Annotated in this window: 24 protein-coding genes and 2 tRNA genes; 16 read left to right on the top strand and 10 right to left on the bottom strand. The window is 71.5% G+C overall.

Annotation, left to right across the window (positions count from 1 at the left end; translation table 11 throughout):
• Positions 1 to 57: 57 nt before the first annotated feature.
• The 3 genes from AB0K80_RS05430 to AB0K80_RS05420 are packed head-to-tail and all read left to right on the top strand — an operon-like array spanning position 58 to position 3,203.
• Positions 58 to 1,740 (top strand): TerD family protein, encoded by a 1,683-nt coding sequence (locus AB0K80_RS05430; RefSeq protein WP_365666068.1) that lies wholly within the window; start codon positions 58 to 60, stop codon positions 1,738 to 1,740.
• Between the two features lie 11 nt (positions 1,741 to 1,751).
• Positions 1,752 to 2,432 carry an AIM24 family protein gene (locus AB0K80_RS05425; RefSeq protein ID WP_365666066.1) on the top strand — a complete coding sequence of 227 codons (681 nt, stop codon included), beginning with the start codon at positions 1,752 to 1,754 and terminating at the stop codon, positions 2,430 to 2,432.
• A 15-nt stretch (positions 2,433 to 2,447) separates the two neighbouring features.
• Positions 2,448 to 3,203 (top strand): AIM24 family protein, encoded by a 756-nt coding sequence (locus tag AB0K80_RS05420; protein ID WP_365666064.1) that lies wholly within the window; start codon positions 2,448 to 2,450, stop codon positions 3,201 to 3,203.
• Between the two features lie 58 nt (positions 3,204 to 3,261).
• On the opposite strand, the gene AB0K80_RS05415 is transcribed toward AB0K80_RS05420, so the two are convergent.
• Together AB0K80_RS05415 and AB0K80_RS05410 are read right to left on the bottom strand one after the other, a co-directional pair.
• The gene (locus AB0K80_RS05415) at positions 3,262 to 3,789 is read right to left on the bottom strand and encodes an NUDIX hydrolase (protein ID WP_365666062.1); all 528 of its coding nucleotides are present in this window, start codon (positions 3,787 to 3,789) and stop codon (positions 3,262 to 3,264) included.
• Positions 3,786 to 5,246: a zinc-dependent metalloprotease gene (locus tag AB0K80_RS05410; RefSeq protein WP_365666060.1), complete on the bottom strand. Its 1,461-nt coding sequence runs from the start codon at positions 5,244 to 5,246 to the stop codon at positions 3,786 to 3,788. Before AB0K80_RS05410 ends, AB0K80_RS05415 begins: the two co-directional genes overlap by 4 nt.
• A gap of 192 nt (positions 5,247 to 5,438) precedes the next feature.
• Here AB0K80_RS05410 and AB0K80_RS05405 point away from each other — a divergent pair, with 192 nt between their 5' ends.
• The 4 genes from AB0K80_RS05405 (at position 5,439) to AB0K80_RS05390 (ending at position 8,632) form a co-directional block, all read left to right on the top strand.
• Positions 5,439 to 6,560, top strand: a complete 1,122-nt coding sequence (locus tag AB0K80_RS05405; RefSeq protein ID WP_365666059.1) for an SDR family oxidoreductase — start codon at positions 5,439 to 5,441, stop codon at positions 6,558 to 6,560.
• 134 nt (positions 6,561 to 6,694) lie between these two features.
• Complete coding sequence (locus AB0K80_RS05400; protein WP_365666057.1) at positions 6,695 to 7,156, top strand: molybdenum cofactor biosynthesis protein MoaE; 462 nt, start codon at positions 6,695 to 6,697, stop codon at positions 7,154 to 7,156.
• Positions 7,157 to 7,273: 117 nt separating this feature from the next.
• A complete protein-coding gene (locus AB0K80_RS05395) occupies positions 7,274 to 7,438 on the top strand; it encodes a hypothetical protein (protein ID WP_365666055.1) in 165 nt (54 codons plus the stop codon).
• A 102-nt stretch (positions 7,439 to 7,540) separates the two neighbouring features.
• Positions 7,541 to 8,632, top strand: coding sequence for a PDZ domain-containing protein (locus AB0K80_RS05390; RefSeq protein WP_365666053.1), 1,092 nt, complete (start codon positions 7,541 to 7,543; stop codon positions 8,630 to 8,632).
• A 6-nt stretch (positions 8,633 to 8,638) separates the two neighbouring features.
• On the opposite strand, the gene AB0K80_RS05385 is transcribed toward AB0K80_RS05390, so the two are convergent.
• The gene (locus AB0K80_RS05385) at positions 8,639 to 9,181 is read right to left on the bottom strand and encodes a PPA1309 family protein (RefSeq protein WP_365666051.1); all 543 of its coding nucleotides are present in this window, start codon (positions 9,179 to 9,181) and stop codon (positions 8,639 to 8,641) included.
• A 143-nt stretch (positions 9,182 to 9,324) separates the two neighbouring features.
• Here AB0K80_RS05385 and AB0K80_RS05380 point away from each other — a divergent pair, with 143 nt between their 5' ends.
• The 4 genes from AB0K80_RS05380 to AB0K80_RS05365 all read left to right on the top strand — a co-directional run bounded on the left by AB0K80_RS05380 (position 9,325) and on the right by AB0K80_RS05365 (position 14,607).
• On the top strand, positions 9,325 to 12,285 hold the full coding sequence (locus tag AB0K80_RS05380) for a UPF0182 family protein (RefSeq protein ID WP_365666049.1): 2,961 nt from the start codon (positions 9,325 to 9,327) through the stop codon (positions 12,283 to 12,285).
• A gap of 44 nt (positions 12,286 to 12,329) precedes the next feature.
• Positions 12,330 to 12,403, top strand: a tRNA-Met gene (locus AB0K80_RS05375).
• A 206-nt stretch (positions 12,404 to 12,609) separates the two neighbouring features.
• On the top strand, positions 12,610 to 14,427 hold the full coding sequence (locus AB0K80_RS05370; RefSeq protein WP_365666047.1) for a tetratricopeptide repeat protein: 1,818 nt from the start codon (positions 12,610 to 12,612) through the stop codon (positions 14,425 to 14,427).
• A gap of 106 nt (positions 14,428 to 14,533) precedes the next feature.
• Positions 14,534 to 14,607, top strand: a tRNA-Met gene (locus tag AB0K80_RS05365).
• Between the two features lie 131 nt (positions 14,608 to 14,738).
• Here AB0K80_RS05365 and AB0K80_RS05360 read toward each other — a convergent pair.
• The 3 genes from AB0K80_RS05360 to hisN all read right to left on the bottom strand — a co-directional run bounded on the left by AB0K80_RS05360 (position 14,739) and on the right by hisN (position 16,556).
• Positions 14,739 to 15,155 carry a Fur family transcriptional regulator gene (locus tag AB0K80_RS05360; protein WP_365666045.1) on the bottom strand — a complete coding sequence of 139 codons (417 nt, stop codon included), beginning with the start codon at positions 15,153 to 15,155 and terminating at the stop codon, positions 14,739 to 14,741.
• A 76-nt stretch (positions 15,156 to 15,231) separates the two neighbouring features.
• A complete protein-coding gene (locus AB0K80_RS05355) occupies positions 15,232 to 15,633 on the bottom strand; it encodes a CBS domain-containing protein (RefSeq protein ID WP_365666043.1) in 402 nt (133 codons plus the stop codon).
• Between the two features lie 122 nt (positions 15,634 to 15,755).
• The gene (hisN, locus tag AB0K80_RS05350; RefSeq protein ID WP_365666041.1) at positions 15,756 to 16,556 is read right to left on the bottom strand and encodes a histidinol-phosphatase; all 801 of its coding nucleotides are present in this window, start codon (positions 16,554 to 16,556) and stop codon (positions 15,756 to 15,758) included.
• Between the two features lie 289 nt (positions 16,557 to 16,845).
• Between hisN and AB0K80_RS05345 the strand changes: the two genes are divergently transcribed.
• Positions 16,846 to 17,454 carry a TetR/AcrR family transcriptional regulator gene (locus AB0K80_RS05345; protein ID WP_365666039.1) on the top strand — a complete coding sequence of 203 codons (609 nt, stop codon included), beginning with the start codon at positions 16,846 to 16,848 and terminating at the stop codon, positions 17,452 to 17,454.
• A gap of 16 nt (positions 17,455 to 17,470) precedes the next feature.
• Here the strand turns inward: AB0K80_RS05345 and AB0K80_RS05340 are convergent, their stop codons facing one another.
• From AB0K80_RS05340 to AB0K80_RS05325, 4 genes are all read right to left on the bottom strand, one after another.
• Positions 17,471 to 17,794 (bottom strand): multidrug efflux SMR transporter, encoded by a 324-nt coding sequence (locus AB0K80_RS05340; RefSeq protein ID WP_188183305.1) that lies wholly within the window; start codon positions 17,792 to 17,794, stop codon positions 17,471 to 17,473.
• Positions 17,795 to 17,916: 122 nt separating this feature from the next.
• The gene (rsgA, locus tag AB0K80_RS05335) at positions 17,917 to 18,927 is read right to left on the bottom strand and encodes a ribosome small subunit-dependent GTPase A (protein ID WP_365666038.1); all 1,011 of its coding nucleotides are present in this window, start codon (positions 18,925 to 18,927) and stop codon (positions 17,917 to 17,919) included.
• A gap of 11 nt (positions 18,928 to 18,938) precedes the next feature.
• Complete coding sequence (gene aroA / locus AB0K80_RS05330; protein ID WP_365666036.1) at positions 18,939 to 20,255, bottom strand: 3-phosphoshikimate 1-carboxyvinyltransferase; 1,317 nt, start codon at positions 20,253 to 20,255, stop codon at positions 18,939 to 18,941.
• A gap of 120 nt (positions 20,256 to 20,375) precedes the next feature.
• Positions 20,376 to 21,098 carry a M50 family metallopeptidase gene (locus AB0K80_RS05325; RefSeq protein WP_365666034.1) on the bottom strand — a complete coding sequence of 241 codons (723 nt, stop codon included), beginning with the start codon at positions 21,096 to 21,098 and terminating at the stop codon, positions 20,376 to 20,378.
• A 50-nt stretch (positions 21,099 to 21,148) separates the two neighbouring features.
• Between AB0K80_RS05325 and AB0K80_RS05320 the strand changes: the two genes are divergently transcribed.
• The 4 genes from AB0K80_RS05320 (at position 21,149) to rsrA (ending at position 23,885) form a co-directional block, all read left to right on the top strand.
• Positions 21,149 to 21,964, top strand: coding sequence for an SOS response-associated peptidase (locus AB0K80_RS05320; RefSeq protein ID WP_365666033.1), 816 nt, complete (start codon positions 21,149 to 21,151; stop codon positions 21,962 to 21,964).
• A 10-nt stretch (positions 21,965 to 21,974) separates the two neighbouring features.
• Positions 21,975 to 22,604 carry an alpha/beta family hydrolase gene (locus AB0K80_RS05315; protein WP_365666031.1) on the top strand — a complete coding sequence of 210 codons (630 nt, stop codon included), beginning with the start codon at positions 21,975 to 21,977 and terminating at the stop codon, positions 22,602 to 22,604.
• Between the two features lie 256 nt (positions 22,605 to 22,860).
• The gene (gene sigR / locus AB0K80_RS05310) at positions 22,861 to 23,550 is read left to right on the top strand and encodes an RNA polymerase sigma factor SigR (protein WP_365666029.1); all 690 of its coding nucleotides are present in this window, start codon (positions 22,861 to 22,863) and stop codon (positions 23,548 to 23,550) included.
• Positions 23,547 to 23,885 carry a mycothiol system anti-sigma-R factor gene (gene rsrA / locus AB0K80_RS05305; RefSeq protein WP_365666027.1) on the top strand — a complete coding sequence of 113 codons (339 nt, stop codon included), beginning with the start codon at positions 23,547 to 23,549 and terminating at the stop codon, positions 23,883 to 23,885. Before sigR ends, rsrA begins: the two co-directional genes overlap by 4 nt.
• Positions 23,886 to 23,915 lie beyond the last annotated feature (30 nt).

The raw sequence follows: 23,915 nt of genomic DNA, 5'->3' as shown, positions 1-23,915 counted from the left end.
TTTGCCGTTAGCCTGGCGCGACGCACTCACGTTCTGGATGGGGGACGGTCGTTACGCATGGCCAGGGAATTCCAACGCGGCCACAAGGCCAGGATCAGTGACCTCACCGCGGGCACGGATCTGTACGTAGGCGTGCAGATCTCCGGCCCGGGACTGACCTTCGACATCAGCTGCTTCGGTCTGGACGCCGACGAACGGCTCTCGGACGACCGGTACTTCATCTTCTACAACCAGCCGAAGTCCCCTGAGGAGGCCGTCCAGCTCCTGGGTGCCCAGGCGGGCGACACGGAGTCCTTCCGCGTCACGCTGGACCGGATCCCGCCGCAGATCCAGAAGCTGTCCTTCACGGCGACGATCGACGGTGCCGGGCAGATGTCGCAGATCGGCCCCGGGTACCTCCGTATCGTCGCGGGCGGTGAGGAGGTGGCCCGCTACCCCTTCAGCGGCTCGGAGTTCTCCACCGAGCGGGCCGTGATGCTGGGCGACTTCTACCTGAAGGACGTGTGGCGGTTCGCCGCGGTCGGGCAGGGCTTCGACGGCGGCCTCGAGGCGTTGCTGAAGCACTTCGGCGGAGAGGTGGCGGAGGAGACACCCGCCCCAGCTCCGCAGCAGCCGCAGCAGCAGGCCGGCGCGGCCCCCGGTTTCGCCCCGCCCGCCTTCGGCGTCCCCGGCACCCCGGCACCCGCTCCCGCACCGGCCCCCGCGCCCCAGCCCGCCGCCCAGGGCTTCGCACCCCCACCGGGTGCCACCCCGCCCCCCGCTCCCGCTCCCGCGCCCGCGCCCGGCGTGCACGCCGCCCCGACCATCGTGGCGCCGCTGCACACCCCGCCCGGCGGCACCGTTCCACCCCCGGCTCCGGCGCCCGCGCACTACGGCCCCCCGGGCCAGCAGCCGCCGCCGTACGGCCAGGTGCCCGGCCAGACCGCGCCGCCGCCCCCCGGCTACCCCCAGCCGCAGACCCCGACCCCGCCGCCGGGCTACGGTCAGCAGCCGCCACCGCCGCCGGGCTACGGCCAGCAGCCCCCGTTCGGGCAGGCCCCCTACGGCGCTCCCCAAGCCCAGCACGGCACACCCCAGGGCCCCGGTGTCGCCGCCGCGCTCCAGCAGTTCAAGGAGACGCCCACCGGGCAGCGCTGGACGCAGCAGAACAAGAAGATGGTCCGCGTCGACCTCGGCATCGGCGGACAGCCGGTCCTCGCCCGGCAGGGCAGCATGGTGCTCTACCAGGGCAAGGTCGACTTCAGCTACAAGGGCGCCGGGTTCGCCGGCCGCATCGTCGGCAACGCCACCGGCCAGGAGATGCAGCTGATGCGCTGCACCGGCCAGGGACAGGTGTTCCTCGCCGAGAACTCCACGATGCTGCACCCCATCGAGCTCCAGGGCGACGCCGTCTGCGTCTCCGCCGAGAACGTCCTCGCCTTCGACGAGGGCCTGCAGTACGAGGTACGCCGCATCGAGGGCCACGGCATCCCCGGCGGGGCGCTGTTCACCATGCAGTTCCAGGGCACCGGCACCCTCGTCGTGAAGACGCACGGCACGCCCGTCGTCCTGCCCGTCACGCCCACCACGTTCGCCGACTGCAACGCGGTCGTCGCCTGGTCCGCCGCCGCCCAGGTGGTCGTCTCCAGTCAGGTGCGCATGCGCCGCAACGCCTACCCCGGCGACACCGGCGAGAGCGTGAACCTCCAGTTCCGGGGAGCCCCCGGCAACTTCATCGTCGTCCAGCCGTACGAGGTCTGAGGGAGCCCGTCATGAACCAGCAGCTCGCGGGCCACGCCCCCGCACCCGTGACCGCCCGCATGGAGAACCACGGCAACCACATGCTGAAGGTCGCCATGCAGACCGGGAACGACCTCCTCGCGCGCGTGGGTTCGATGGTCGCCTACGAGGGCTTCATCCAGTACGAGCCCAACCCGCCGGCCGTGCGCCAGATCGCGCGCGACTGGATCACCGGCGAGGGCGCGCCCCTGATGAAGTGCTCCGGCGACGGCCTGCTCTACCTCGCCGACTACGGCGCGAACGTGGTCGTCATCAACCTCAACGGCGACGGGATCTCCGTCAACGCCACCAACCTGCTCGCCTTCGACGCCCACCTGACGTGGGGCGTGGAGCGGGTCAAGGGGCTGGCGAAGTTCGCCGGGCAGGGCCTGTGGAACACGAAGATCTCCGGGCAGGGCTGGGTCGCGCTGACCTCCCGGGGCAAGCCGATCGTCGTCGACTGCGGCGGTGGCGAGAACGAGACGTACGTCGACCCGGACGCCCTCGTCGCCTGGTCCCCGAACCTCAAGGTGAAGGGCAAGCGCAGCTTCAAGGCGCAGTCGCTCATCGGCCGGGGCAGCGGCGAGGCCTACCAGATGGCCTTCTCCGGTCAGGGCATCGTCGTCGTCCAGCCCAGCGAGGACAGCACCGACCGTCTCCGGATCCGGGGCTGAGGGGGAGCCAGAGCCATGCAGAGCCCGATTTTCGCCTACAACGACCAGCAGACCCAGGAGCGCTGGAGCCTGCAGAACAAGCAGATGCTCCGCGTCGCCCTGGAGGGCCACGACGACATCCTCGCCCGCAAGGGCACCATGGTCGCCTACCAGGGCCTGGTCGAGTTCGACGCCGAGTACCAGAGCAACAACCAGGCACGCGCGCGTGCGCGCACCGGCGAGGGCCTGGACCTGATGCGCTGCCACGGGCAGGGCACCGTCTACCTCGCCAACCTCAAGCAGCACATCCACCTGGTGGACGTGGACCACGACGGCCTCACCGTCGACAGCAGCTACGTGCTGGCGATGGACTCTTCCCTGCACCACGAGGTGATCGCCGTCGACAGCCTGTACGGCATCTCCGGCTCGGGGAAGTACCAGCTCAACATCACCGGCCAGGGCAAGGTCGCCCTCATGACCTCCGGTATGCCGCTGATGCTCCAGGTGACGCCCGACAAGTACGTCAACTGCGACGCCGACGCGATCGTCGCCTGGTCGACGAGCCTGCGGGTGCAGATGCAGGCCCAGACCCACTCCTCCGGGGTGTGGCGGCGCCGCGGCAACACCGGTGAGGGCTGGGAGCTCAGCTTCATGGGCACCGGCTTCGCCCTGGTCCAGCCCAGCGAGATGCTGCCGCCGCAGAACGCCCAGATCGGCTCGGGCCTGGCCGCCCAGTACGGCATGGGCCAGCACGGGGCCCGGGGGCAGAACCAGGGCAACGTCTGGAGCTGACGGCCGGGACACGGGTAAGGGGCGTCCGCATTGGCGGGTGCCCCTTACCCGTGCGGCCTCAGACCCCGAGCCTCGCCCGGGTCGCCTCCAGCAACTGCACCACCGACGCGTCGGCGACCTGCGCCACCTCGTCGTAGGCGAACCAGCGCACGTCGAGGGACTCGTCGCTGATCGCGTGCGCGGCGTCCGGCGGCGCGAGGACCGCGTACTGGACGTCGAGGTGCCAGTGGCACGGCGGGGGGATCGGGTGCCGGTCCAGGCGCACCGGGCCGCCCGGCAGCAGGGACAGTCCCGCCACGCCCGACTCCTCCGTCGCCTCCCGCAGGGCCGCGGCCTCCAGGGAGGCGTCCCCCGGCTCGCAGTGCCCGCCCATCTGGAGCCACATGCGCAGCTTCCTGTGCAGGGTCAGCAGGACCCGGCCGCCCTCCGGCTCGATCACCAGGGCGCTCGCCGTGATGTGGCCCGCCTGGCACGCCTTCCACAGACCGTCGGGATGCTCGGCCACATGGTCCAGGTAGGCCTGGCGAAGCTCCGGCTGGTCCTCGTACCCCTTGAGCACGAGGACCGCGTCGTCGTACAGGCTCACTTCGCGTCGTCGCCCTTGTTGTCGTCCGTCTCCGTCTCGCCGACGTCCTTCTTCTTCCGCAGGTCGGGCTTGTCCGCCGCCTCGCCGAGCATCTTGTCCAGCTCGGAGAAGTCGATCTGCTCGCGGTGCACGAAGCCGTCCGGGTCGTCCAGGTCGGTGGCGGTCGGCAGCATGTCCGGGTGGGCCCACAGCGCGTCCCGGCCGTCGACCCCGCGCGCGTCCGTGAGGGAGGCCCACAGGCGGGAGGCGTCGCGCAGCCGGCGCGGGCGCAGCTCCAGGCCGATCAGCGTGGCGAACGTCTGCTCGGCCGGGCCGCCCGAGGCGCGGCGGCGGCGCAGCGTCTCACGCAGTGCGTCCGCCGACGAAAGGCGCGGCTTGGCGGCGGCGTGCACCACCGCGTCCACCCAGCCCTCGACGAGCGCCAGAGCCGTCTCCAGCCGGGCCAGGGCGGCCTTCTGCTCCGGGGTGTCCTCCGGCTGGAACATGCCCTGCTGGAGAGCCTCCTGCAGTTGCTCCGGATTCTGCGGGTCGAACTGGCCGACCACGTCCTCCAGCTTGGCCGTGTCGACCTTGATGCCGCGGGCGTAGCCGTCGACCGCGCCGAACAGGTGCGAGCGCAGCCAGGGCACGTGCGCGAACAGGCGCTGGTGGGCGGCCTCGCGCAGGGCGAGATACAGCCGTACCTCCTCCTGCGGGACGCCCAGGTCCTTGCCGAACGTCTCGATGTTCAGCGGCAGCAGCGCGGCCTTGCCGGCCGGGCCGAGGGGCAGGCCGATGTCGGAGGAGCCGACGACCTCACCGGCGAGCACGCCGACGGCCTGCCCGATCTGCGTGCCGAACATGGCACCGCCCATCGAGCGCATCATGCCGATCAGCGGGCCGGCCATGGCCTGCATCTCCTCCGGCAGCACATCGCCCATCGCGGTGCCGACCCGCTCGGCGACCGGGTCGACTAGCTCCCGCCAGGCGGGCAGGGTCGCCTCGACCCACTCCGCGCGGCTCCAGGCCACCGCCGAGGCCGCACCCGAGGGCAGCGACGTGGCGTCGTCGAGCCACAGGTCGGCCAGCCGGACGGCGTCCTCGACGGCCTTGCGCTCGGCGGGACCGACGCTGGCGTCCTTCGAACCGTCCGCGGTGCCCTGGGCCACCGTCTGGCGGGCGATCTGCTTGGCCATGTCCCAGTTCACCGGGCCGCCCTCGTAGGAGAGCATCTGGCCCAGCTGCTGGAACGCGGCGCCCAGGTCGGTGGGGTTCAGTGAACCGAACATGGCAGCGAACGGATTCTCCGCACCGGGGCCGCCGGGGCCGCCGCCAAAGCCTCCGGCTCCGGGCAGCCCGAAACCGAACGGGTTGGCCGGTCCCTGACCACCACCGCCCTGCTGGTCCTTCTTCTTGCCCTCGTCGCCGTCGTCCGGCTCCTCCGGCGGAAGGCCGAATCCGAATGGGGTGTCACTCACGGGATTCCTCGGCTGGTAGGGCCGCCGGTTCTTTCCGGCGGACTGGCTGCCCGACAACACCACCCAGCGTAGACACCTGCGGCGGTTCGGGCCTCGGTGCTTCGCCGGCCGTCGGCCTGCGGCAGGATGGATGCCACCTGGTACGTACGCGTCACTCGCGCCCGTACTGAAGACAACCGCTGGAGACGCCCGGTGAGTTCCCCAGATCCGCAGGTTCGCGCAGCGCGAAACCAGTCAACCAGTCCCGCGAGCCCTGCCGTGCGCGGGCCCGTCGTCGCGGTCACCGGTGCCGCGTCCGGGGTCGGCGCGCTGCTCACCGAGCGGCTCGCCGCGTCCGAGGAGATCAAGCAGGTCATCGCCATCGACGAGCGGCGCGGCGAGTGCACGGCGGCGCAGTGGCACATCCTGGACGTCCGTGACCCGGCCATCGCGGACAAGCTGGGCGGGGCCGACGTGGTGGTCCACCTGGCGCTCGATCTCGACCTGGAGACCGACGCCGCCGCCCGGACGGCCTACAACGTACGCGGTACGCAGACCGTCCTGACGGCGGCGGCCGCGGCCGGTGTGCACCGGGTCGTGCTGTGCACCTCGGCGATGGTCTACGGCGCGCTGCCCGACAACGAGCTGCCGCTGTCCGAGGACGCGGAGCTGCGGGCCACCGCCGAGGCGACGGGCGTGGGGGACCTGCTGGAGATCGAGCGGCTGGCGCGCAGGGCGCCGCGGGCCCACCCCGGCCTCAACGTGACCGTGGTGCGCCCGGCCGTGCTGGTCGGAGGCACGGACACCGCGCTGACCCGGTACTTCGAGTCCCCTCGGCTGCTGGTCGTGGCCGGCTCCAGGCCCGCCTGGCAGTTCTGCCACGTCGAGGACCTGTGCAGCGCGCTGGAGTACGCGGTGCTGGAGAAGGTGGACGGGGAGCTGGCCGTCGGCTGCGACGGGTGGCTGGAGCAGGAGGAGGTCGAGGAGCTCAGCGGCATCCGCCGCATGGAGCTGCCCTCGGCGGTCGCCCTGGGGGCGGCGGCCCGGCTGCACCGGATCGGCCTGACGCCCTCTCCCGCCGGGGACCTGGCGTACACGATGTACCCCTGGGTGGTGAGCGGCAGCCGGCTGCACGACGCCGGGTGGCGGCCGAAGTACACCAACGAGGAGGTGCTCGCGCAGCTCCTGGAGGAGGTCTCCGGGCGCCACACGGTGGCCGGACGCCGGCTCGGCCGCAAGGACGCGACGGCCGCGGGGGCGGCGGGGGCGACGGTGGCCCTGCTCGGCGCGGCGGCGGTGGTCCGGCGGGCCCGGAAGGCCAGGCGGCGTATCTGAGGACCGCCGGCCCGGGCCGCAGGCGCTGCCGGAGGTCCTGCCGCAGACCCGGCAGGAGGCACGGAACCCGCACGCGCGTGTGCCGGTCGATCACGCTGTTCCGCGTTGTCCGTGCCGTGCGGCACGATGGGGCCATGGCACCCACGAACGACCACCCCGGTGAGCAGGCCGCGCAGGACCCGATCAAGCTGATCGCCATCCGGGAGACACCCCTGTCCGTGGACGAGGTGTTCCGCGCGGTGGGGGACGACGCCGCCGGCGGCACCGCGCTGTTCGTCGGGACCGTGCGCAACCACGACGAGGGCGCCGACGTCGACGAGCTCGGCTATACGTGCCACCCCAGTGCCGAGGCCGAGATGCGGCGGATCGCGCAGCAGGTCGTCGCGGAGTATCCGGTGCGGGCGCTGGCGGCCGTGCACCGGGTCGGGGACCTCAGCGTCGGGGACCTGGCCGTGGTGGTCGGTGTGTCGTGTCCCCACCGGGGAGAGGCCTTCGAGGCCTGCCGGAAACTGATCGACGACCTCAAGCACGAGGTGCCCATCTGGAAGCACCAGAAGTTCTCCGACGGCACCGAGGAGTGGGTGGGCGCCTGCTAGGCCCCAGGGCCGCTCTCCGGTTGCGTAACCGCACCCCTGGCGTGAGCGTTGTGACAGCGGATCGTTAATCTGCTGATCAGTCAGTTGCGGACGCTCAGTCGGGGTTGGGAGGTCGGGATGGCGTCGCTCGCCTGGTTGCTGATTCCGCTGGTGGCCGCGATCGCCGCGGGACTGTGGGGAAGTTGGGCCAACCGGACCCGCAAGGTGCGCAGCGACGGGCCCGAGCTCATCGGGTACGCCCGCTTCCGCGAGGCCATGGAGAAGTCCCGGCCGGGCAGCTGACGACGCCGGAAACAGCAGGTCACAGACGCGGCAGACGGTCGGGCCGCCCCGGACGGGCGGCCCTGACGGTGCGCTGACAGACGCGTCCCGTACTGTCGATGCATGCCACGCCGCACTGCGACGATGCTCGCCTCCACCCTGATGCTGATCGCGCTCTTGTGCGCGGGAGTGTTCATCCCCGTGCCGTACTCGGAGATGTCCCCGGGGCCGACGGTGAACACCCTCGCGGACCACGACGGCGAGCCGGTGCTGCAGATCTCCGGGCACGAGACGTACCCGACCACCGGGCACCTCAACATGACCACCGTCCGGGTCACCAGCGCCGACTACCGCATGAACCTGGTCGAGGCCGTCTACGGGTGGCTCGCGCACGACAACAAGGTCGTCCCGCACGACACCCTCTACCCCGACGGCAAGACCGAGGAGCAGTCCACCCAGGAGAACGCCGAGGAGTTCAGCCAGTCCCAGGAGAGCGCCAAGGTCGCCGCCCTGAAGGAACTCGGCATCCCGGTCAAGTCGTGGGTGATCGTCTCCACGGTCGTCAAGGACTCCCCGGCGCAGGGCAGGCTGCACGCCGGTGACGTGATCAAGGCCGTGGACGGTACGGCGGTGAAGGAACCGGCCGACGTCGCGAAGCTGGTCACCAGGCACCAGCCCGGCCAGGACGTCGTCTTCACGATCGTGCCCGCCAAGGAGCAGGCGGCCGCCGAGAAGGAGAAGCGGACGGCGACGAGGACCGAGCAGGTCACCCTCACCACGAAGACCTCCGACGACGGCGGGCGCAAGCGCGCCATCGTCGGGATCTCCGCCGGGGTGGACCACACGTTCCCGTTCACCATCGACATCAAGCTGGCCGATGTCGGCGGTCCGAGCGCCGGGCTGATGTTCGCGCTCGGGATCTACGACAAGCTCACCCCGGGCAGCCTGACCGGCGGCACGTTCGTCGCGGGGACCGGCACGATCGACGACGACGGCAAGGTCGGGCCGATCGGCGGCATCGAGATGAAGACCGTCGGCGCGCGCAGCAAGGGCGCCCGGTACTTCCTGACGCCCGCCGACAACTGCGCGGCCGCCGCCAAGGACACCCCCGAGGGGCTGACCCTGGTGAAGGTCGGCACCGTCGACGACGCCCTGAAGGCCCTCAAGGACATCCGCGGCGGCGACACCGCCGACCTGCCGACGTGCGGAAAGTAGCCGGGGCTACTCCTCGAACGTCGCCGCCAGCGCCTCCGCCAGGCCGGGCACCAGGTCGGAGCCGGTGAGGACCTCCGTGGGGGAGTCCTTCTCGCGCAGCCGCAGAGCCGACTCGCGGCCGCCGTCGCGCAGCACCGCCACCGTCATACGGACCTCCTGGCGGTCCGGGTGCTCGGCCACCCACTTCGACAGGGCGGCCTCGTCCAGGCCCTGCGGAACCTGCGCCTCGGCGGACGGCGGCAGCATCAGCCGCTCGACCGCCAGGGCACAGCCGGCCACCGCGTCGGGCCAGGCGATCGTGGCGAGGAACTCATCCAGCGGCTTGCCCGTTGGAATCTCGTCCTGCTCGATCGGGGTGAGACCGGAGGTGCCGGAGTCGTCATCCAGACCGAGCCGGTCCGCGAGCGAGGGCTGCTCGGCCCGCAGCCGTGCGGTGTCGACGAGGGCGAAGAGACGGGCGGGCTGGTCCCAGCCGAGGCCGGAGACGTACTCGTCGATCTCGAGCACGGCCCGGGTGAGCGGGTTCGCCGCCATGGGAGTGTTGGACATGGTCACAATCCTGCCTCGTTCCTGACCGGAATCGGGAACCGGGTAAACGGTGAGTAAGTTGCATAGGTGGGGGCCCGCGATCACCGGGGGCCACGGAGGGTCCGTGACCCAGCGGGCCTGACGAATCGACAGCGAACTTCGAGGTGCGCACCTTGGCTTTCCAGATGCCGGACCGCGGCGGAGGCCCGACGGGGCCACGGATCAGAGTGGGCCGCCCGTCCCGGCGTGTCCGGACCCTGCTCATGACACTGGGCGTCCTGGCCGTCCTCGGCATGGCGTTCACCATGTTCGCGGGCTTCTGGACGGACTGGCTCTGGTACCGGTCGGTGAACTACTCGTCCGTGTTCACCACCACCCTGTGGACGAAGATCGGGCTGTTCTTCGTCTTCGGGCTGCTGATGGCGCTCGCCGTCGGCCTGAACATCTGGCTGGCACACCGGCTGCGGCCGCCGCTGAGCGCCATGTCCATGGAGCAGCAGAACCTCGACCGGTACCGGATGGGCATCGCGCCCTACAAGAAGTGGCTGCTGCTCGGGATCACCTCCCTGGTCGGCCTGATCGCCGGCGCCTCCGCCTCCGGCCAGTGGCGGACCTGGCTGATGTGGGTGAACGGCGTGTCCTTCGGGGAGAAGGACCCCCAGTTCAAGCTGGATGTCTCCTTCTACGCCTTCGACCTGCCCTGGTACCGGTTCCTGCTCGGCTTCGGCTTCGCCGCCGCGATCCTGTCCGTGATCGCCGCCGCGCTCACCCACTACCTGTACGGCGGGCTGCGCATCACCAGCCCGGGCGCGCGCGCCACGGCCGCGGCCACCGGCCATCTGTCGGTGCTCATAGGGATCTTCGTCGCCCTGAAGGCGGTCGCGTACTGGCTCGACCGCTACGGGCTCGCGGTCAAGTCCAGCGACTTCAAGGCGACCGACAACTGGACCGGCCTGAGGTACGTCGACGCCAACGCCTACCTGCCGGCCAAGACGATCCTGTTCTGCATCGCCGTCATCTGCGCGCTGCTGTTCTTCGCCACCCTGTGGCGGCGCACCTGGCAGCTGCCCGTGATCGGCTTCGGCCTGATGGTGCTCTCCGCGATCCTCATCGGCGGGCTGTATCCGGCGATCGTCCAGAAGTTCCAGGTCCAGCCGAACGAGCAGGCCAAGGAAGCGCCGTACGTCGAGAAGAACCTCAAGGCGACGCGCGAGGCCTATGGCATCGACGGCGCCAAGGTCACCGACTACTCGGGCACCAGCACGACGGAGGACAAGTCGCAGCTGCGCGACGACGTCGACGCCACGGCGAGCATCCGGATCATGGACCCGAACATCGTCTCGCCGACGTTCCAGCAGCTCCAGCAGATCAGGAACTACTACGCGTTCCCGAACAACCTGGATGTCGACCGCTACGCCAGGGGCGGCAAGGAGCAGGACACCGTCATCGGCCTGCGCGAGCTGAACCTGGCGGGCATCCCCAAGAAGAACTGGATCAACAACCACTTCCGCTACACCCACGGTTACGGCGTGGTCGCCGCCGAGGGCACCAGCGCCGACCCCCAGGGCCGCCCGGTCTTCACCGAGTCGGACCTGCCCTCCAAGGGCGACCTCGGGACGTACGAGCAGCGGATCTACTACGGCGAGAAGACCACCACGTACTCGATCGTCGGCGGTCCCCAGAAGGAGATCGACTACTCCGACGACAGCGGCGAGAAGACCACCAGCTACCAGGGCGACAGCGGGGTCAACCTCTCCAGCCCGGTCAACCGGGCCGCGTACGCGGTGGCGTTCGGCGAGCCGCAGATCCTCTACTCGGGCGCCATCGGCGACGGCTCGCGGATCCTGTACAACCGCACGCCCAAGGAGCGCGTCGAGGCGGTCGCCCCGTGGCTGACCATCGACGGCGACGCCTACCCGGCGGTCGTGGACGGCCGCATCCAGTGGATCGTCGACGCGTACACGACGACGAACGGCTACCCGTACTCCTCGCGCACGACCCTCGGGGACACCACGGCCGACTCGCTGACCGCGACGAACGACAACCGCGCGGTGGTGGCGCAGCAGAACCAGGTCAACTACATCCGCAACTCGGTGAAGGCGACCGTCGACGCGTACACCGGCGAGGTCAAGCTCTACCAGTGGGACACCAAGGACCCGGTCCTGAAGACCTGGATGAAGGCGTTCCCCGACACGGTGGAGCCGAAGTCGAAGATCTCCGGTGACCTGATGGCGCACCTGCGCTACCCGCAGGACCTGTTCAAGGTCCAGCGCGAGCTGCTCACCCGCTACCACGTGAAGGACGCGACGACCTTCCTCAGCGGCAGCGAGGTGTGGCAGGTGCCGGACGACCCGACCAACCGGGCGGGCAACGCGGTGCCGCCGTACTACCTGAGCATGAGGATGCCCGACCAGAAGGAACAGGCGTTCTCGCTGACGACGACCTTCACGCCCAACGGCCGGGACAACCTCAGCGCGTTCATGGCGGTCGACGCCGAGGCCGGCACCCCTGACTACGGCACGATCAGAATCCTCAAACTGCCCACCAACACCACGGTCAACGGCCCCAAGCAGGTCCAGAGCCAGTTCAACTCCCAAGAGGACATCGCCGAGTCCATCAGGCTGCTCAGAGGCGGTGACTCGGAGGTCGAGTACGGCAACCTGCTGACGGTTCCGCTCGACGGAGGACTGCTGTACGTGGAGCCGGTCTACGTACGCGGCGGTGGACTGAAGTACCCGTTGCTGCGCAAGGTTCTGGTGACCTATGGAGGCGAGACCGCCTTCGAGAACACCCTCGACGAGGCCCTCAACAAGGTCTTCGGAGCGCAGGGGAAGACCCCGCCGGACGAACCGCCGGGCGAGGACGAGGGCACCACACCACCGCCCACGTCCGGGAACCCGACGGTCCAGGAGGCGCTGAACGACGCCCAGAAGGCCTTCGACGACGGCCAGAAGGCCCTCCGGGAGAACGACTGGGAGGCCTACGGCCGGGCGCAGAAGGCCTTGGAGGAGGCGCTCCAGCGGGCCGAGGAGGCGCAGGCGCGGGCCGAGCGGGGCCAGGGCGGCGGGAAGGCCGGCTCCAGTCCGAGCCCCAGCCCCAGCCCCAGCAGCCGGGGCACCGGGTGATCGAATAGCCCGTCCCGCGCCGTGATACGGTTGACCAGCAACGGCGCGGGGTGGAGCAGCTCGGTAGCTCGCTGGGCTCATAACCCAGAGGTCGCAGGTTCAAATCCTGTCCCCGCTACTGATAGCGAAGGCCCGGATTCCACAAGGAATCCGGGCCTTCGTGATGTGTGAACGCATGTGCTGACCCGGTCGACGGCAGCGCTGACAGGGCCAGTTGGGAGATCTGTGTTTGACTTGTCTCTCTGTGGGCATGTCGACAAAACGCTGAAGTGACCTCACTGACTGCGGTATACCAGGTGTACCCAGGTTGCAGGTGGTGCGACGATGGACGTTATGGGGGACAAGGCAACTCTGTTCGAGACAGGGCGTTTTGTGCAGCCTTCCACCCGGGAGGAGACCACCCCGGACGAGGCCGAAGAGGTCGCTGACGAGGCGGCGGAGGAGCTGCGCCAGCGGCTCGCCGCCGAGGCCGGTGACGTCGAGGCGATGAGCGTCCTCGGGGCCATGCTGCTGCGCCGGGGCGACCTCGACGGAGCCGAACCCCACCTGCGCGCCGCCACCGCCGCGGGCGACCGCGCCGCCGCCAACAACCTCGGGGTCCTGCTGCACCAGCGCGGGTACGCCGACGAGGCCGCCGGATGGTGGCGCATCGCCGCCGTGGCCGGGTCGGCCGCCGCCGCTCACGCGCTCGGCCGGCACCACCGCGAGCGCGGCGACGAACCCGCCGCCGAGTACTGGCTGCGCCAGTCCGCCGAACAGGGCCATGCCCTCGGTGCGTACGCGCTCGCCGACCTGCTGGAACACCGGGGGGACCCGGAGGCCCGGCGGTGGATGAGAGCGGCGGCCGAGCGAGGGCACCGGGAGGCGGCGTACCGGCTGGCGCGCACCCTGGACCGCACAGCCGCCCAGGAGGGCGACGACGAGGGCGACGGGCTGCTGGACGAGGCCGAGCAGTGGTACCGGCAGGCCGCCGCGCGCGGCCACCGGCGGGCCGCGCTGCACCTGGGGGCGATCCTGGAGAAGCGCGGCGAGCTGAAGGAGGCCGGCCGCTGGTACCTGACGTCCGCCAAGGACGGGGAGGCGCGGGCCGCCTGCGCGCTGGGGTTCCTGCTGCGGGACGCCGGCGACACCGAGAACGCCGCCGTGTGGTGGCTGCGGGCCGCCCAGGACGGCGACGGCAACGCCGCCAACGCACTGGGCGCGCTGCACGCCGAGCGCGGCGAGACGCAGACCGCCGAGCGGTGGTACCGGGCCGCGATGGACGCGGGCGATGTGAACGGCGCGTACAACCTCGGCCTGCTCTGCGCCGAGCAGGGGCGCACCACACAGGCCGAACAGTGGTACCGGCGGGCCGCGTACGCCGGGCACCGGGAGGCGGCCAACGCGCTGGCGATCCTGCTGCTGCGCGGCGGCGACGAGACCGGCGCGGAGCCGTGGTTCTCCAAGGCCGCCGAGGCCGGCAGCGTGGACGCCGCCTTCAACCTCGGCATCCTGTACGCCGGCCGGGGCGAGCACCCGGCCGCCCTGCGGTGGTACGAGCGGGCCGCGGTGGCCGGGCACACGGAGGCGGCCCTCCAGGTCGGCATCGCACGGCTGCGGGACGGCGACGAGCAGGAGGCCGAACGGTACCTGCGCTGCGCGGCGGGGGGCGGCAGCGCGGAGGCCGCATACCGGCTGGCCACCCTGCTGGACGCGCGCCGTCCGCCGGAGCCCACCCACGAACTGGGGGAGCCCGTCCACCAGCGCAGCGAGTGCGAGGAGTGGTACGAGCGGGCGGCCTCCCAGGGGCACCGGCGCGCCCAGGTGCGGGTCGGGATGCTCGCCGCCGCCCGTGGCGATGTTGCGGAGGCGGCCCGGTGGTACCGGGAGGCCGCCGAAGCCGGGTCCCGCAACGGCGCGTTCAACCTCGGGCTGCTGCTGGCCCGGGAGGGCAGCGAGCCGGAGGCGGTCGTGTGGTGGACCCGGGCGGCCGAGGCCGGGCACGGCCGGGCGGCGTTGCGGCTGGCCCTGCTCTACGCGCGTCGGGGAGAGCTGGCCGAGGGGCAGCGGTGGGCCGACCGCGCGGTGGCGCTGGGGCCGGAGTCCGTCGCGGAGCGGGCGGCGCGACTGCGCGACGCGCTGGTGCAGGAGCTGTCCGCGTGACCGGTGGGAATGCCGGGCCCACCGCGCTGCCGGGACTGCCTGCAGCGGGGCCCGGACAAGCGATTTGCTTCTGTCCGCGGTCTTGACGTAACGTTGCATTCACCGACGCGGGGTGGAGCAGCTCGGTAGCTCGCTGGGCTCATAACCCAGAGGTCGCAGGTTCAAATCCTGTCCCCGCTACTGAAGATCGAGGGCCGGAGTCCGAAAGGGCTTCGGCCCTCGGTGTGTTCGCGGTCGCCGGTGAGCGCGCCGGTCACAGCGGAAGGCCCCGGCACACACCCGTGCCGGGGCCTTCGGTGAAGCGGTGAACCTTACGCCTGCGCGCAGTTGGGGCACAGGCCGCGGTATGTGACCTCCACGTCCGACACCGTGAAGCCGAAGCGTTCCGAGTCGGGGAGGTCGGCCAGCGGGTTGCCCTGCGGGTGGACGTCGCGGATCGCGCCGCACTGCGCGCAGACCAGGTGGTGGTGCGGGCGGTGGGCGTTCGGGTCGTACCGCTTGGCGCGCTTGTCGGTGGTGACCTCGAGCACCTCGCCGAGGGAGACGAGCTCGCCCAGCGTGTTGTAGACGGTCGCCCGGGAGATCTCGGGCAGCTTGGCGACAGCCCGGGCGTGGACCTCGTCGGCCGTCAGGTGCACGTGTTCGCCGTCGAGGACCTCGGCCACTACGCGCCGCTGCGCGGTCATCCGCCATCCGCGTCCGCGCAGCCGTTCCAGAAGGTCACTCATACCGACCAGCTTAACAGCACGAGGGCCAGATCCTGAATGGGTGTGATTTTGGAACGTTCCTCGTTTTAGAAGCCATCTAATGTGATGGGGCGGGTACGCGGTGCCGTACGGGTGCCCAGCAGCGGATGATGTCGCGCACCGAGACGACGCCGGCCGGCTCGCCGCGGTCGAGCACGATGAGGTGGCGGAAGCCGCCGTGCGCCATGGCGCGGGCCGCCTCCTCCAGAGTCCAGACCGGGGCGGCGAACACGACGTCCGTGGTGGTGTGGTCCTGGGCGCGCTCCGTGTCCGGGTTCTGGCCGAGACCCACGGAGTTCAGGATGTCGCGTTCGGTGAGGATGCCGATGCCGCCGGCGTCCGGGTCGAGGACGACGGCCGCGCCGACCCGGCGGGCGGACATCAGCGCGGCGGCCTGGCGGAGGGTGTGGTCGGGGCCGATGGTGAGGACCACCGTGCTCATGGCGTCGCGGACGAGCATGGATGCAGCCACCTCCTGGGGTGTGCCCGCCGTCGGTCGGGAGCGTTCGTTGAGCGCTTCACAAGTTCACAAATGGCGGGACCCCCAGGGTGGCAGGTAAAGCGGGAGTCAACAAGGGGCGTTCAGTAGCGCTGGTTGAGATACCCCAGCAGCTCGTCGTGGAGCAGGCCGTTCGAGGCGGCCGCGTTGCCGCTGTGCGGGCCGGGTCGGCCGTCGAGGCCGGTGAAGGTGCCGCCCGCCTCCGTGACGATGATCGCGTTCGCGGCCATGTCCCACAGGGACAGCTCCGGCTCGGCGCACAGGTCGACGGAGCCCTCGGCGACCATCATGTACGGCCAGAAGTCGCCGTACGCGCGGGTGCGCCACACCTCGCGGGTGAGGTCGAGGAAGCCGTCGAGGCGGCCCTGCTCCTCCCAGCCGCTGAGGGAGGAGTACGCGAAGGAGGCGTCGGCCAGTTGCGCCACGCGGGAGACCTGGAGGCGGGTCGCCTTGGTGAGGCTGCGGCCGGAGAAGGCGCCGTGGCCCTTCGCCGCCCACCAGCGGCGGCCGAGGGCCGGGGCGGAGACGACACCGACGACGGGCTGGTAGCCGCCCTCGCCGGCTTCCATCAGGGCGATGAGGGTGGCCCAGACGGGGACGCCGCGTACGTAGTTCTTCGTGCCGTCGATCGGGTCGATCACCCAGCGGCGGGGGCCGGTGCCCTCGATGCCGTACTCCTCGCCGAGGATCGCGTCCCTCGGGCGGGCGCGTTGCAGCTGGCCGCGGATGAGTTCCTCCGCGGCCTTGTCCGCTTCGCTCACCGGCGTCATGTCCGGCTTGGTCTCGACCTTGAGGTCGAGGGCCTTGAACCGGTCCGTCGTCGCGGCGTCGGCGGCGTCCGCGAGGACGTGGGCGAGGCGCAGGTCGTCGAGGTAGTCGGGCATGTGAGGAACGGTATCCGTCGAGGTGGGGGTGGGGCCAGCGGGGGTCGGGGGTGCTCGGCGCCGGTCTGCCGCCGATGGGTGCGCGACCCGGCGCAGCGCAGTGCCGCCGCGCCCACCCGCGCCCCCCGGGGCGGCACGATGGCCCGCGGCCGGGTGGCCGGCGGGCCCACGACAGGAGCGCTCGCCAAGGCGCCGGGTCGGCCTGTCAGCAGCCCCCTGCGCGCAGGGTTGACAGTGCCTCCGGGGGCGTCAAATCTGGGCGCAGAGCCGCTCGCCCCAAGGGGAGGCGATGATGCCTGCAGCGCGGGAATCCCTGCTGGACGCCGCTTACACGGCGCTGGAGCGCAGGCCGTGGGCCACGGTGCGGATGGTGGACGTGGCCGCGGCGGCCGGAGTCTCCCGGCAGACGCTGTACAACGAGTTCGGCAGCAAGGACGGGCTCGCCCGGGCTCTCGTGCGGCGGGAGGCGGACGGGTGTCTCGCCGGGGTCGACCGGGCTCTGGCCGGACACGGCGACACCCGCGAGCGGCTGACCGCGATCGCCGAGTGGCTGACCTCGGCGGCCCGCGAGAACGCCCTGGTCCGCGCCCTGCTCACCGGCTGCTGGAGCGAGCGGCTGCCCTCGCCGACGCTGTCGGCGGTGCCGTCCTCCTCCGTCGTACCGGCCCAGCGCCGCGCCGACGGCCCGCTGCCCTCGCCGGGCGACTTCGTCGCGCTCGTGCGGGACCGGGCGGTGGCCGCGCTGGCCGGGCCCGGCACACCCAGGTCGGACACCGCGGAGCTGGCCCGCTGCTGTGAACTGGCCGTCCGGCTCGCTCTGTCCTGCGTGGCCGCCCCGCCGGGCGAGGGCGGGGTCGCCGGCCTGGTGCGCGGCGCCCTCCAGCGGCAGCCGGTGTGACGAAGGCCGGTGGAGGTCAGTGCGCCGAGCCCGACAGCTGCAGACCGATCACGCCGATGATCACCAGGCTGATCGACACGATCTTGAGGGTCGAGACCAGGTCACCGAGGAACACCATGCCGTAGATCGCCGTGCCCGCCGCCCCGATGCCGGTCCACACCGCGTACGCCGGTCCCACGTCGAGCTTCTTCAAGGACAGCGTCAGCAGACCGAAACTGCCGAGGGCGAAGGCGCAGAACGCGATCGTCGGCCACAGCCGGGTGAAGCCGTGCGACAGCTTCAGGCAGACGGCGAAGCCGGTCTCGAGCAATCCGGCCACGATGACCAGCAGCCACGCCATGTGTCGTCCTCCCGTTGCCCCACGCTGTGTGACCGCTCGCCATGCCGCTTTGCCGTTCCTTGGCTCCGGCTTGGTGCGATTATGCACTTACCGTCCGCACGCCATGACAAACAACGCGGAGGTCAGTCCCCTTCCGTCCGCTCCCGCGTGGCCAGCAGTCTGCGCAGCGAGTACAGCCGGGCCGGGTCCGCGTGCCCCTCGGCCACCCACGCGTCCAGCGCGCAGTCCGGCTCGTCGTGGCTGCACGCGCGCGGGCAGCCCTCCGTACCCGCTTCCAGGTCGGGGAAGGCGTGGATGACGCGGGACGGGTCGATGTGGGCGAGGCCGAAGGACCGCACGCCCGGGGTGTCGACCACCCAGCCGTCGGCGCCCCACAGCGGCAGCGCCAGCGCCGAGGTGGTGGTGTGGCGGCCGCGTCCCGTCACCGCGTTCACATGGCCCGTCGTACGGCGGCGCTCCTCGGGGACCAGCGCGTTCACCAGCGTGGTCTTGCCGACGCCCGAGTGGCCCACGAACGCCGTGATCTTGCCGTCCAGGTGCGCGCGCACCCGGTCCGCCGCATCGCCGTTCTCCAGTTCCTCGCGGCTGGTGACGACGTACGGGATGTCGAGGTCGCCGTACAGCTCCAGGAGCTTGTCGGGCGGGGCGAGGTCCGACTTGGTGAGCACCAGCAGGGGGTCCAGGCCGCCGTCGTACGCGGCGACCAGGCAGCGGTCGATCAGGCGCGGGCGGGGCTCGGGGTCGGCCAGGGCCGTGACGATGGCGAGCTGGTCGGCGTTGGCGACGACCACCCGCTCGTAGGGATCGTCGTCGTCGGCGGTGCGGCGCAGGACGGAGCTGCGCTCCTCGATGCGCACGATCCGCGCCAGCGTGTCCTTCTTGCCGGACAGGTCCCCGACCAGGGCCACCCGGTCACCGACGACCGCCGCCTTGCGGCCCAGCTCCCGGGCCTTCATCGCCAGCACGGTCCGGCCGTCGACGAGGCAGGTCAGCCGGCCCCGGTCGACGGTGAGGACCATGCCCTCGGCCGCGTCCTCGTGCTTGGGGCGGATGTGCGTACGGGGCCGGGTGCCCCGGCGGCCGGGGCGCGTGCGGATGTCGTCCTCGTCGGTGTGCTTGCCGTAACGGCGCATCGCGGATGTCCCTACGCCCCGAGCATCCCGGTCCACAGCTCGGGGAAGTCCGGCAGGGTCTTGGCGGTCGTCGCCACGTTCTCGATCTGCACGCCCTCGACCGCGAGGCCGATGATCGCGCCGGCCGTGGCCATGCGGTGGTCCTCGTAGGTGTGGAAGATCCCGCCGTGCAGGCGGCGCGGGCGGATGTGCAGCCCGTCGGCGGTCTCCGCCACGTCACCGCCGAGCTCGTTGATCTCCTTGGTCAGCGCGGCCAGACGGTCCGTCTCGTGGAGGCGCAGGTGGGCCACGCCGCGCAGGGTCGAGGGGGAGTCCGCGAGGGCCGCGACCGCCGCGATGCCCGGCGTCAGCTCGCCGACCTCGCCCAGGTCCACGTCGATGCCGTGGATCGCGCCCGAGCCGGTGAACACCAGCCCGTAGTCGGTCAGTTCGCACGAGCCGCCCATCTCGGTGAAGATCTCGCGCAGCCGGTCACCGGGCTGGGTGGTGCGCTCCGGCCAGTCCGGGATGACGACCCTGCCGCCGGTCACCAGCGCCGCCGCCAGGAACGGCTGGGCGTTGGACAGGTCCGGCTCGATGGTCAGGTCCCGGCCGAGCAGGGCGCCCGGGGTCACCCGCCACACGTTGGGCTCACCGCCCGACTCGGGCGTGTCCACCTGGGCGCCGACCGCGCGCAGCATGTCGACGGTCATCCGGATGTGCGGCAGGGAGGGCAGCGTCGCTCCGGTGTGGCGGACCTCCACGCCCTGGTTGAAGCGCGGGCCGGACAGCAGCAGGGCGCTGACGAACTGGGACGAGGAGGACGCGTCGACCTCGACCGTGCCGCCGTCCAGGGCGCCGCCGCCGTGCACGGTCAGCGGCAGCGCGCCGCGTCCGTCGTCGTCGATGCGGGCCCCGAGCTGCCGCAGCGCGTCGATGACGCCGTTCAGGGGACGCTCGTAGGACCGCGGGTCGCCGTCGAAGCGGACCGGGCCGTCGGCGAGCGTGGCGACCGGCGGCAGGAAGCGCATCACCGTGCCCGCGTTGCCGACGTCGACGGTGGCCGGGCCGCGCAGCACGTTCGGCAGGACGCGCCAGGCCTCTCCGGTCCCGTCCGGACCGACCCCCTCCTCGATCTCCACGCCCATCGCCCGCAGCGCACCGGCCATCAGCAGCGTGTCGCGCGAGCGCAGCGGGCGGCGCAGCCAGCCCGGCTCGGAGGCGAGGGCGGCGAGCACCAGGGCACGGTTGGTGACCGACTTGGACCCGGGCACGTGGACCGTCGCGTCGACGGCTCCGCTCGCGTGCGGGGCGGGCCAGAGGGCGGTGTGTGCGGGGTTCGAGGCCATGGCCCCACTTTATAAGGAGGGGGGTGGGCAGGCCGTGGTGCGGGGCGGCGCCGTGGGGGCCGGTCGCACCCGCGGCAAAGCCGCCCGCCGGCGCGGCCGCCCGCCCGGCGGACCGGCCGGTCAGACCCCCAGCAGCCAGCGCCCCCCGCCCAGCAGCGAGCACAACGACACCGCGTGGAACAGGAACAGCCACAGCCCCGCCGGGACGTGCGTCAGCCGTGACAGCTGGTCCGCGTCCGAGTCCCCGGCACCCCCGCGCGCCCGCTTCGCCTGCAGTTCGAACGCCGGCCGCACACCCCCCAGCAGCAGGAACCACACCACCGCGTACGCGAACGCCGCCTGCACCTGCGGTCCGGTCAGCCAGGACACCACCACGAACGTGCCGCCGGTGAGGAACACGGTCAGCGCCCCGTAGGCGTTGCGGATCATCACCAGCATCGCCACCAGGAGGAATGTGGCCAGCCACAGCAGCAGCGTGATGCGGCCGGTGTCCAGCAGCGCGGCACCCCCGAGACCCAGCAGGGGCGGCGCGGTGTACCCGGCCGCCGCCGTGAGGATCATGCCGAGCCCGTACGGCTTGCCGCGGCTGACGGTCAGCCCGCTGGTGTCGGAGTGCAGCCGTATGCCGGTCAGCGTGCGGCCGGTCAGCAGGGCCACGAGCCCGTGCCCGCCCTCGTGGGCGATGGTGATCGCGTTGCGGGAGATGCGCCACAGGCCGTGCGGGACGACCACGGCGAGCGCGGCGACCAGCGTCGCGATCACCACCCACAGGTCGGGGTCGGGCTGGGTGCCGGAGACCTCGTCCCAGAGGGAGGCGAGGGAGGCGGTTGCGATGCTGTCCATGTGCGGCGATTGCTCCCTGGGGTCAGGTGGGATCTGGCAGTGTGGCACGCATGTGCGGACGGTATGCGGCCAGTCGTGGGCCAGAGGATCTCGCAGGAATCTTTGAGGTCGACAAGTGGGAGCCGGAGGAGACCCTGGAGCCCGACTACAACGTGGCGCCGACCAAGGAGGTCTACGCCGTCCTGGACCGCCCTGTGAAGGACGCGGACGACCCGCGCCCGGTTCGCCAGCTGCGCCGCCTGCGCTGGGGCCTCGTCCCGTCCTGGGCCAAGACGCCCGAGGGCGCAGCCCGCCTGATCAACGCCCGCGCGGAGACGGTCCACGAGAAGCCGTCGTTCCGCCGGGCCTTCGCCGCCCGGCGCTGCATCATCCCCGCCGACGGCTACTACGAGTGGGTCACCGGCAGCCAGGAGCGCGAACTGGAGGTCGAGGGACGGCGCAAGCGTCCGCGCAAGCAGCCCTACTTCGTGCTGCCCGCCGACGGGTCGGTGTTCGCGATGGCCGGGCTGTACGAGTTCTGGCGGGACAGGACCCTGCCCGACGACCATCCGCAGGCCTGGTGGGTGACCTGCTCGGTGATCACCACCGAGGCGGAGCGGACCCCCCTGGCGGTGGCCCCGGCCGAGGGCCCGCGCTCGCTGGCCGAGATCCACCCCCGGATGCCGCTCATGCTCACGCCCGACCGCTGGGACGCCTGGCTCGACCCGTCCCTCACCGACCCCGACGACCTGCGCGCCCTGCTGGCCCCGCCGCCGCCCGGGCTGATGCGGGCCTACCCCGTCTCCACGGCCGTGAGCAACGTGCGCAACAACGGCCCTCAGCTGCTGAAGGAGCTGGCCGGACCCGAAGAGGGCACACTCTTCTGATGTGGAAGACGTGACATCCGAGACCATCGAGACGGAGGCGGGCACGGCCCGCATCACCTGGCACCCGGCCCGCAGGGCCCGGTTCGTGCTGGCGGTCGGTCACGGCGCGGGCGGCGGCGTCGAGGCCCGGGACCTCCAGGCGCTCGCCGCCGTCCTGCCCGGTCACGGCGTGAGCGTCGCCCTCGTCGAGCAGCCCTGGCGGGTGGCCGGGAAGAAGGTCGCCCCCGCGCCGAAGACGCTGGACACCGGCTGGCGGGGCCTGTGGCCCGCGCTGGCCGCGCCCGGCCTGCCGGTGATCAGCGGCGGGCGCAGCGCCGGTGCCCGGGTGGCCTGCCGCACGGCGACCGAGCTGCAGGCCGCGGCCGTCCTCGCCCTGAGCTTCCCGCTCCACCCGCCGGGCCGGCCGGAGAAGTCCCGCGCCGGCGAGCTGCTCGGTTCCGGGGTGCCCACCCTGGTCGTCCAGGGCGGCAACGACCCGTTCGGCAGGCCCGAGGAGTTCCCGGAGGGACCGTACGACCTGGTCGAGGTGCCGTACGGCGATCACGGCTTCGCCGTCCCCAAGCGGGCGGAGATCACCCAGGACGAGGCCCTGCAGGGGATCACGGACGCGGTGGTGAAGTGGACCGGATCACTGGGGTAAAACTTCGGGAATGCCAGGGCCCACCCCACTGTTGTGGCGGACGTACGTGCCGGACACCGGCACCGATGTCGTGGGAGAGGAAGTCCGCCGCATGGGTTCGCTCACTTGCCCGAGCCGCAGCAGCCGTGCCGACCTGGAGTGGACGGTACTGCACGCGGCCAAGACCGCTCCTGTTCGAGCGGCGGGCGGACCGGATCGTCGTCTATCCTCCGATTCGGGTGAGACTGGTTTCGGTTTCACGAGATCACTTGAGGAGGTGGGTCCGGTTCCCGGTACCGACGCAGGGACCGAACACGGCCAGGCGGAGCAGCCCGAGGGCCAGGGCAGCGGCACGGGCGCGGAGACGACCGCCGAGCGCAGCGCGCGCTTCGAGCGGGACGCGCTCGAGTTCCTCGACCAGATGTACTCGGCCGCGCTGCGCATGACGCGCAACCCGGCCGACGCCGAGGACCTGGTGCAGGAGACGTACGCCAAGGCGTACGCGTCCTTCCACCAGTTCCGCGAGGGCACCAACCTCAAGGCGTGGCTGTACCGGATCCTGACCAACACCTTCATCAACTCCTACCGCAAGAAGCAGCGCGAACCGCAGCGCAGCGCGGCCGAGGAGATCGAGGACTGGCAGCTCGCCCGCGCCGAGTCGCACATGTCGACGGGTCTGCGCTCCGCGGAGTCGCAGGCGCTGGACCACCTGCCGGACTCGGACGTGAAGGAAGCCCTCCAGGCGATCCCCGAGGAGTTCCGCATCGCCGTGTACCTGGCGGATGTCGAGGGCTTTGCCTACAAGGAGATCGCCGACATCATGGGGACACCCATCGGTACGGTGATGTCCCGGCTGCACCGGGGCCGCCGTCAACTGCGCGGCATGCTCGAGGACTACGCCCGCGAGCGGGGGCTGGTCCCGGCCGGCGCCGGAGAGTCGAACGAAGCGAAAGGCTCGGGGTCATGAGCTGCGGTGAGCCGCACGAGACGGATTGCAGCGAAATCCTCGATCATCTCTACGAGTTCCTCGACCGTGAGATGCCGGATGCCGACTGCGTGAAGTTCGAGCACCACTTCGAGGAGTGCTCGCCCTGCCTGGAGAAGTACGGGCTCGAACAGGCCGTGAAGAAGCTGGTCAAGCGGTGCTGCGGGCATGACGACGTACCGGGTGACCTGCGCGCCAAGGTCATGGGACGCATCGAGCTGATCCGCTCCGGGCAGGCCGTGCCCGACCAGGACGTGGTGGCCGCGCCCGCACCCGAGGTGCCCCGGGCCGCGCCTGCCACGCCGCGGGAGTCCTGACACCCCGGCACCTCCCCTCTGCCCGGCCGG

Origin of the sequence: Streptomyces sp. NPDC052682, from assembly GCF_040678435.1 — a bacterium.
In the GTDB taxonomy this organism is placed as follows: domain Bacteria; phylum Actinomycetota; class Actinomycetes; order Streptomycetales; family Streptomycetaceae; genus Streptomyces.
The sequence above is the reverse complement of the archived record's forward strand: the minus strand, read 5'-3'. Positions and strand labels throughout refer to the sequence as shown.

What these genes read in the sequence shown, in the direction of transcription:
- AB0K80_RS05430 (WP_365666068.1), top strand. Translation starts at nt 58, where the DNA reads ATGGCCAGGGAATTCCAACGCGGCCACAAGGCCAGGATCAGTGACCTC.
- AB0K80_RS05425 (WP_365666066.1), top strand. Translation starts at nt 1,752, where the DNA reads ATGAACCAGCAGCTCGCGGGCCACGCCCCCGCACCCGTGACCGCCCGC.
- AB0K80_RS05420 (WP_365666064.1), top strand. Translation starts at nt 2,448, where the DNA reads ATGCAGAGCCCGATTTTCGCCTACAACGACCAGCAGACCCAGGAGCGC.
- AB0K80_RS05400 (WP_365666057.1), top strand. Translation starts at nt 6,695, where the DNA reads ATGGCACCCACGAACGACCACCCCGGTGAGCAGGCCGCGCAGGACCCG.
- AB0K80_RS05395 (WP_365666055.1), top strand. Translation starts at nt 7,274, where the DNA reads ATGGCGTCGCTCGCCTGGTTGCTGATTCCGCTGGTGGCCGCGATCGCC.
- AB0K80_RS05390 (WP_365666053.1), top strand. Translation starts at nt 7,541, where the DNA reads ATGCCACGCCGCACTGCGACGATGCTCGCCTCCACCCTGATGCTGATC.
- AB0K80_RS05385 (WP_365666051.1), bottom strand. Translation starts at nt 9,181, where the DNA reads ATGTCCAACACTCCCATGGCGGCGAACCCGCTCACCCGGGCCGTGCTC.
- AB0K80_RS05370 (WP_365666047.1), top strand. Translation starts at nt 12,610, where the DNA reads ATGGACGTTATGGGGGACAAGGCAACTCTGTTCGAGACAGGGCGTTTT.
- AB0K80_RS05360 (WP_365666045.1), bottom strand. Translation starts at nt 15,155, where the DNA reads ATGAGTGACCTTCTGGAACGGCTGCGCGGACGCGGATGGCGGATGACC.
- AB0K80_RS05355 (WP_365666043.1), bottom strand. Translation starts at nt 15,633, where the DNA reads ATGCTCGTCCGCGACGCCATGAGCACGGTGGTCCTCACCATCGGCCCC.
- hisN (WP_365666041.1), bottom strand. Translation starts at nt 16,556, where the DNA reads ATGCCCGACTACCTCGACGACCTGCGCCTCGCCCACGTCCTCGCGGAC.
- AB0K80_RS05345 (WP_365666039.1), top strand. Translation starts at nt 16,846, where the DNA reads ATGATGCCTGCAGCGCGGGAATCCCTGCTGGACGCCGCTTACACGGCG.
- AB0K80_RS05340 (WP_188183305.1), bottom strand. Translation starts at nt 17,794, where the DNA reads ATGGCGTGGCTGCTGGTCATCGTGGCCGGATTGCTCGAGACCGGCTTC.
- rsgA (WP_365666038.1), bottom strand. Translation starts at nt 18,927, where the DNA reads ATGCGCCGTTACGGCAAGCACACCGACGAGGACGACATCCGCACGCGC.
- aroA (WP_365666036.1), bottom strand. Translation starts at nt 20,255, where the DNA reads ATGGCCTCGAACCCCGCACACACCGCCCTCTGGCCCGCCCCGCACGCG.
- AB0K80_RS05325 (WP_365666034.1), bottom strand. Translation starts at nt 21,098, where the DNA reads ATGGACAGCATCGCAACCGCCTCCCTCGCCTCCCTCTGGGACGAGGTC.
- AB0K80_RS05320 (WP_365666033.1), top strand. Translation starts at nt 21,149, where the DNA reads ATGTGCGGACGGTATGCGGCCAGTCGTGGGCCAGAGGATCTCGCAGGA.
- rsrA (WP_365666027.1), top strand. Translation starts at nt 23,547, where the DNA reads ATGAGCTGCGGTGAGCCGCACGAGACGGATTGCAGCGAAATCCTCGAT.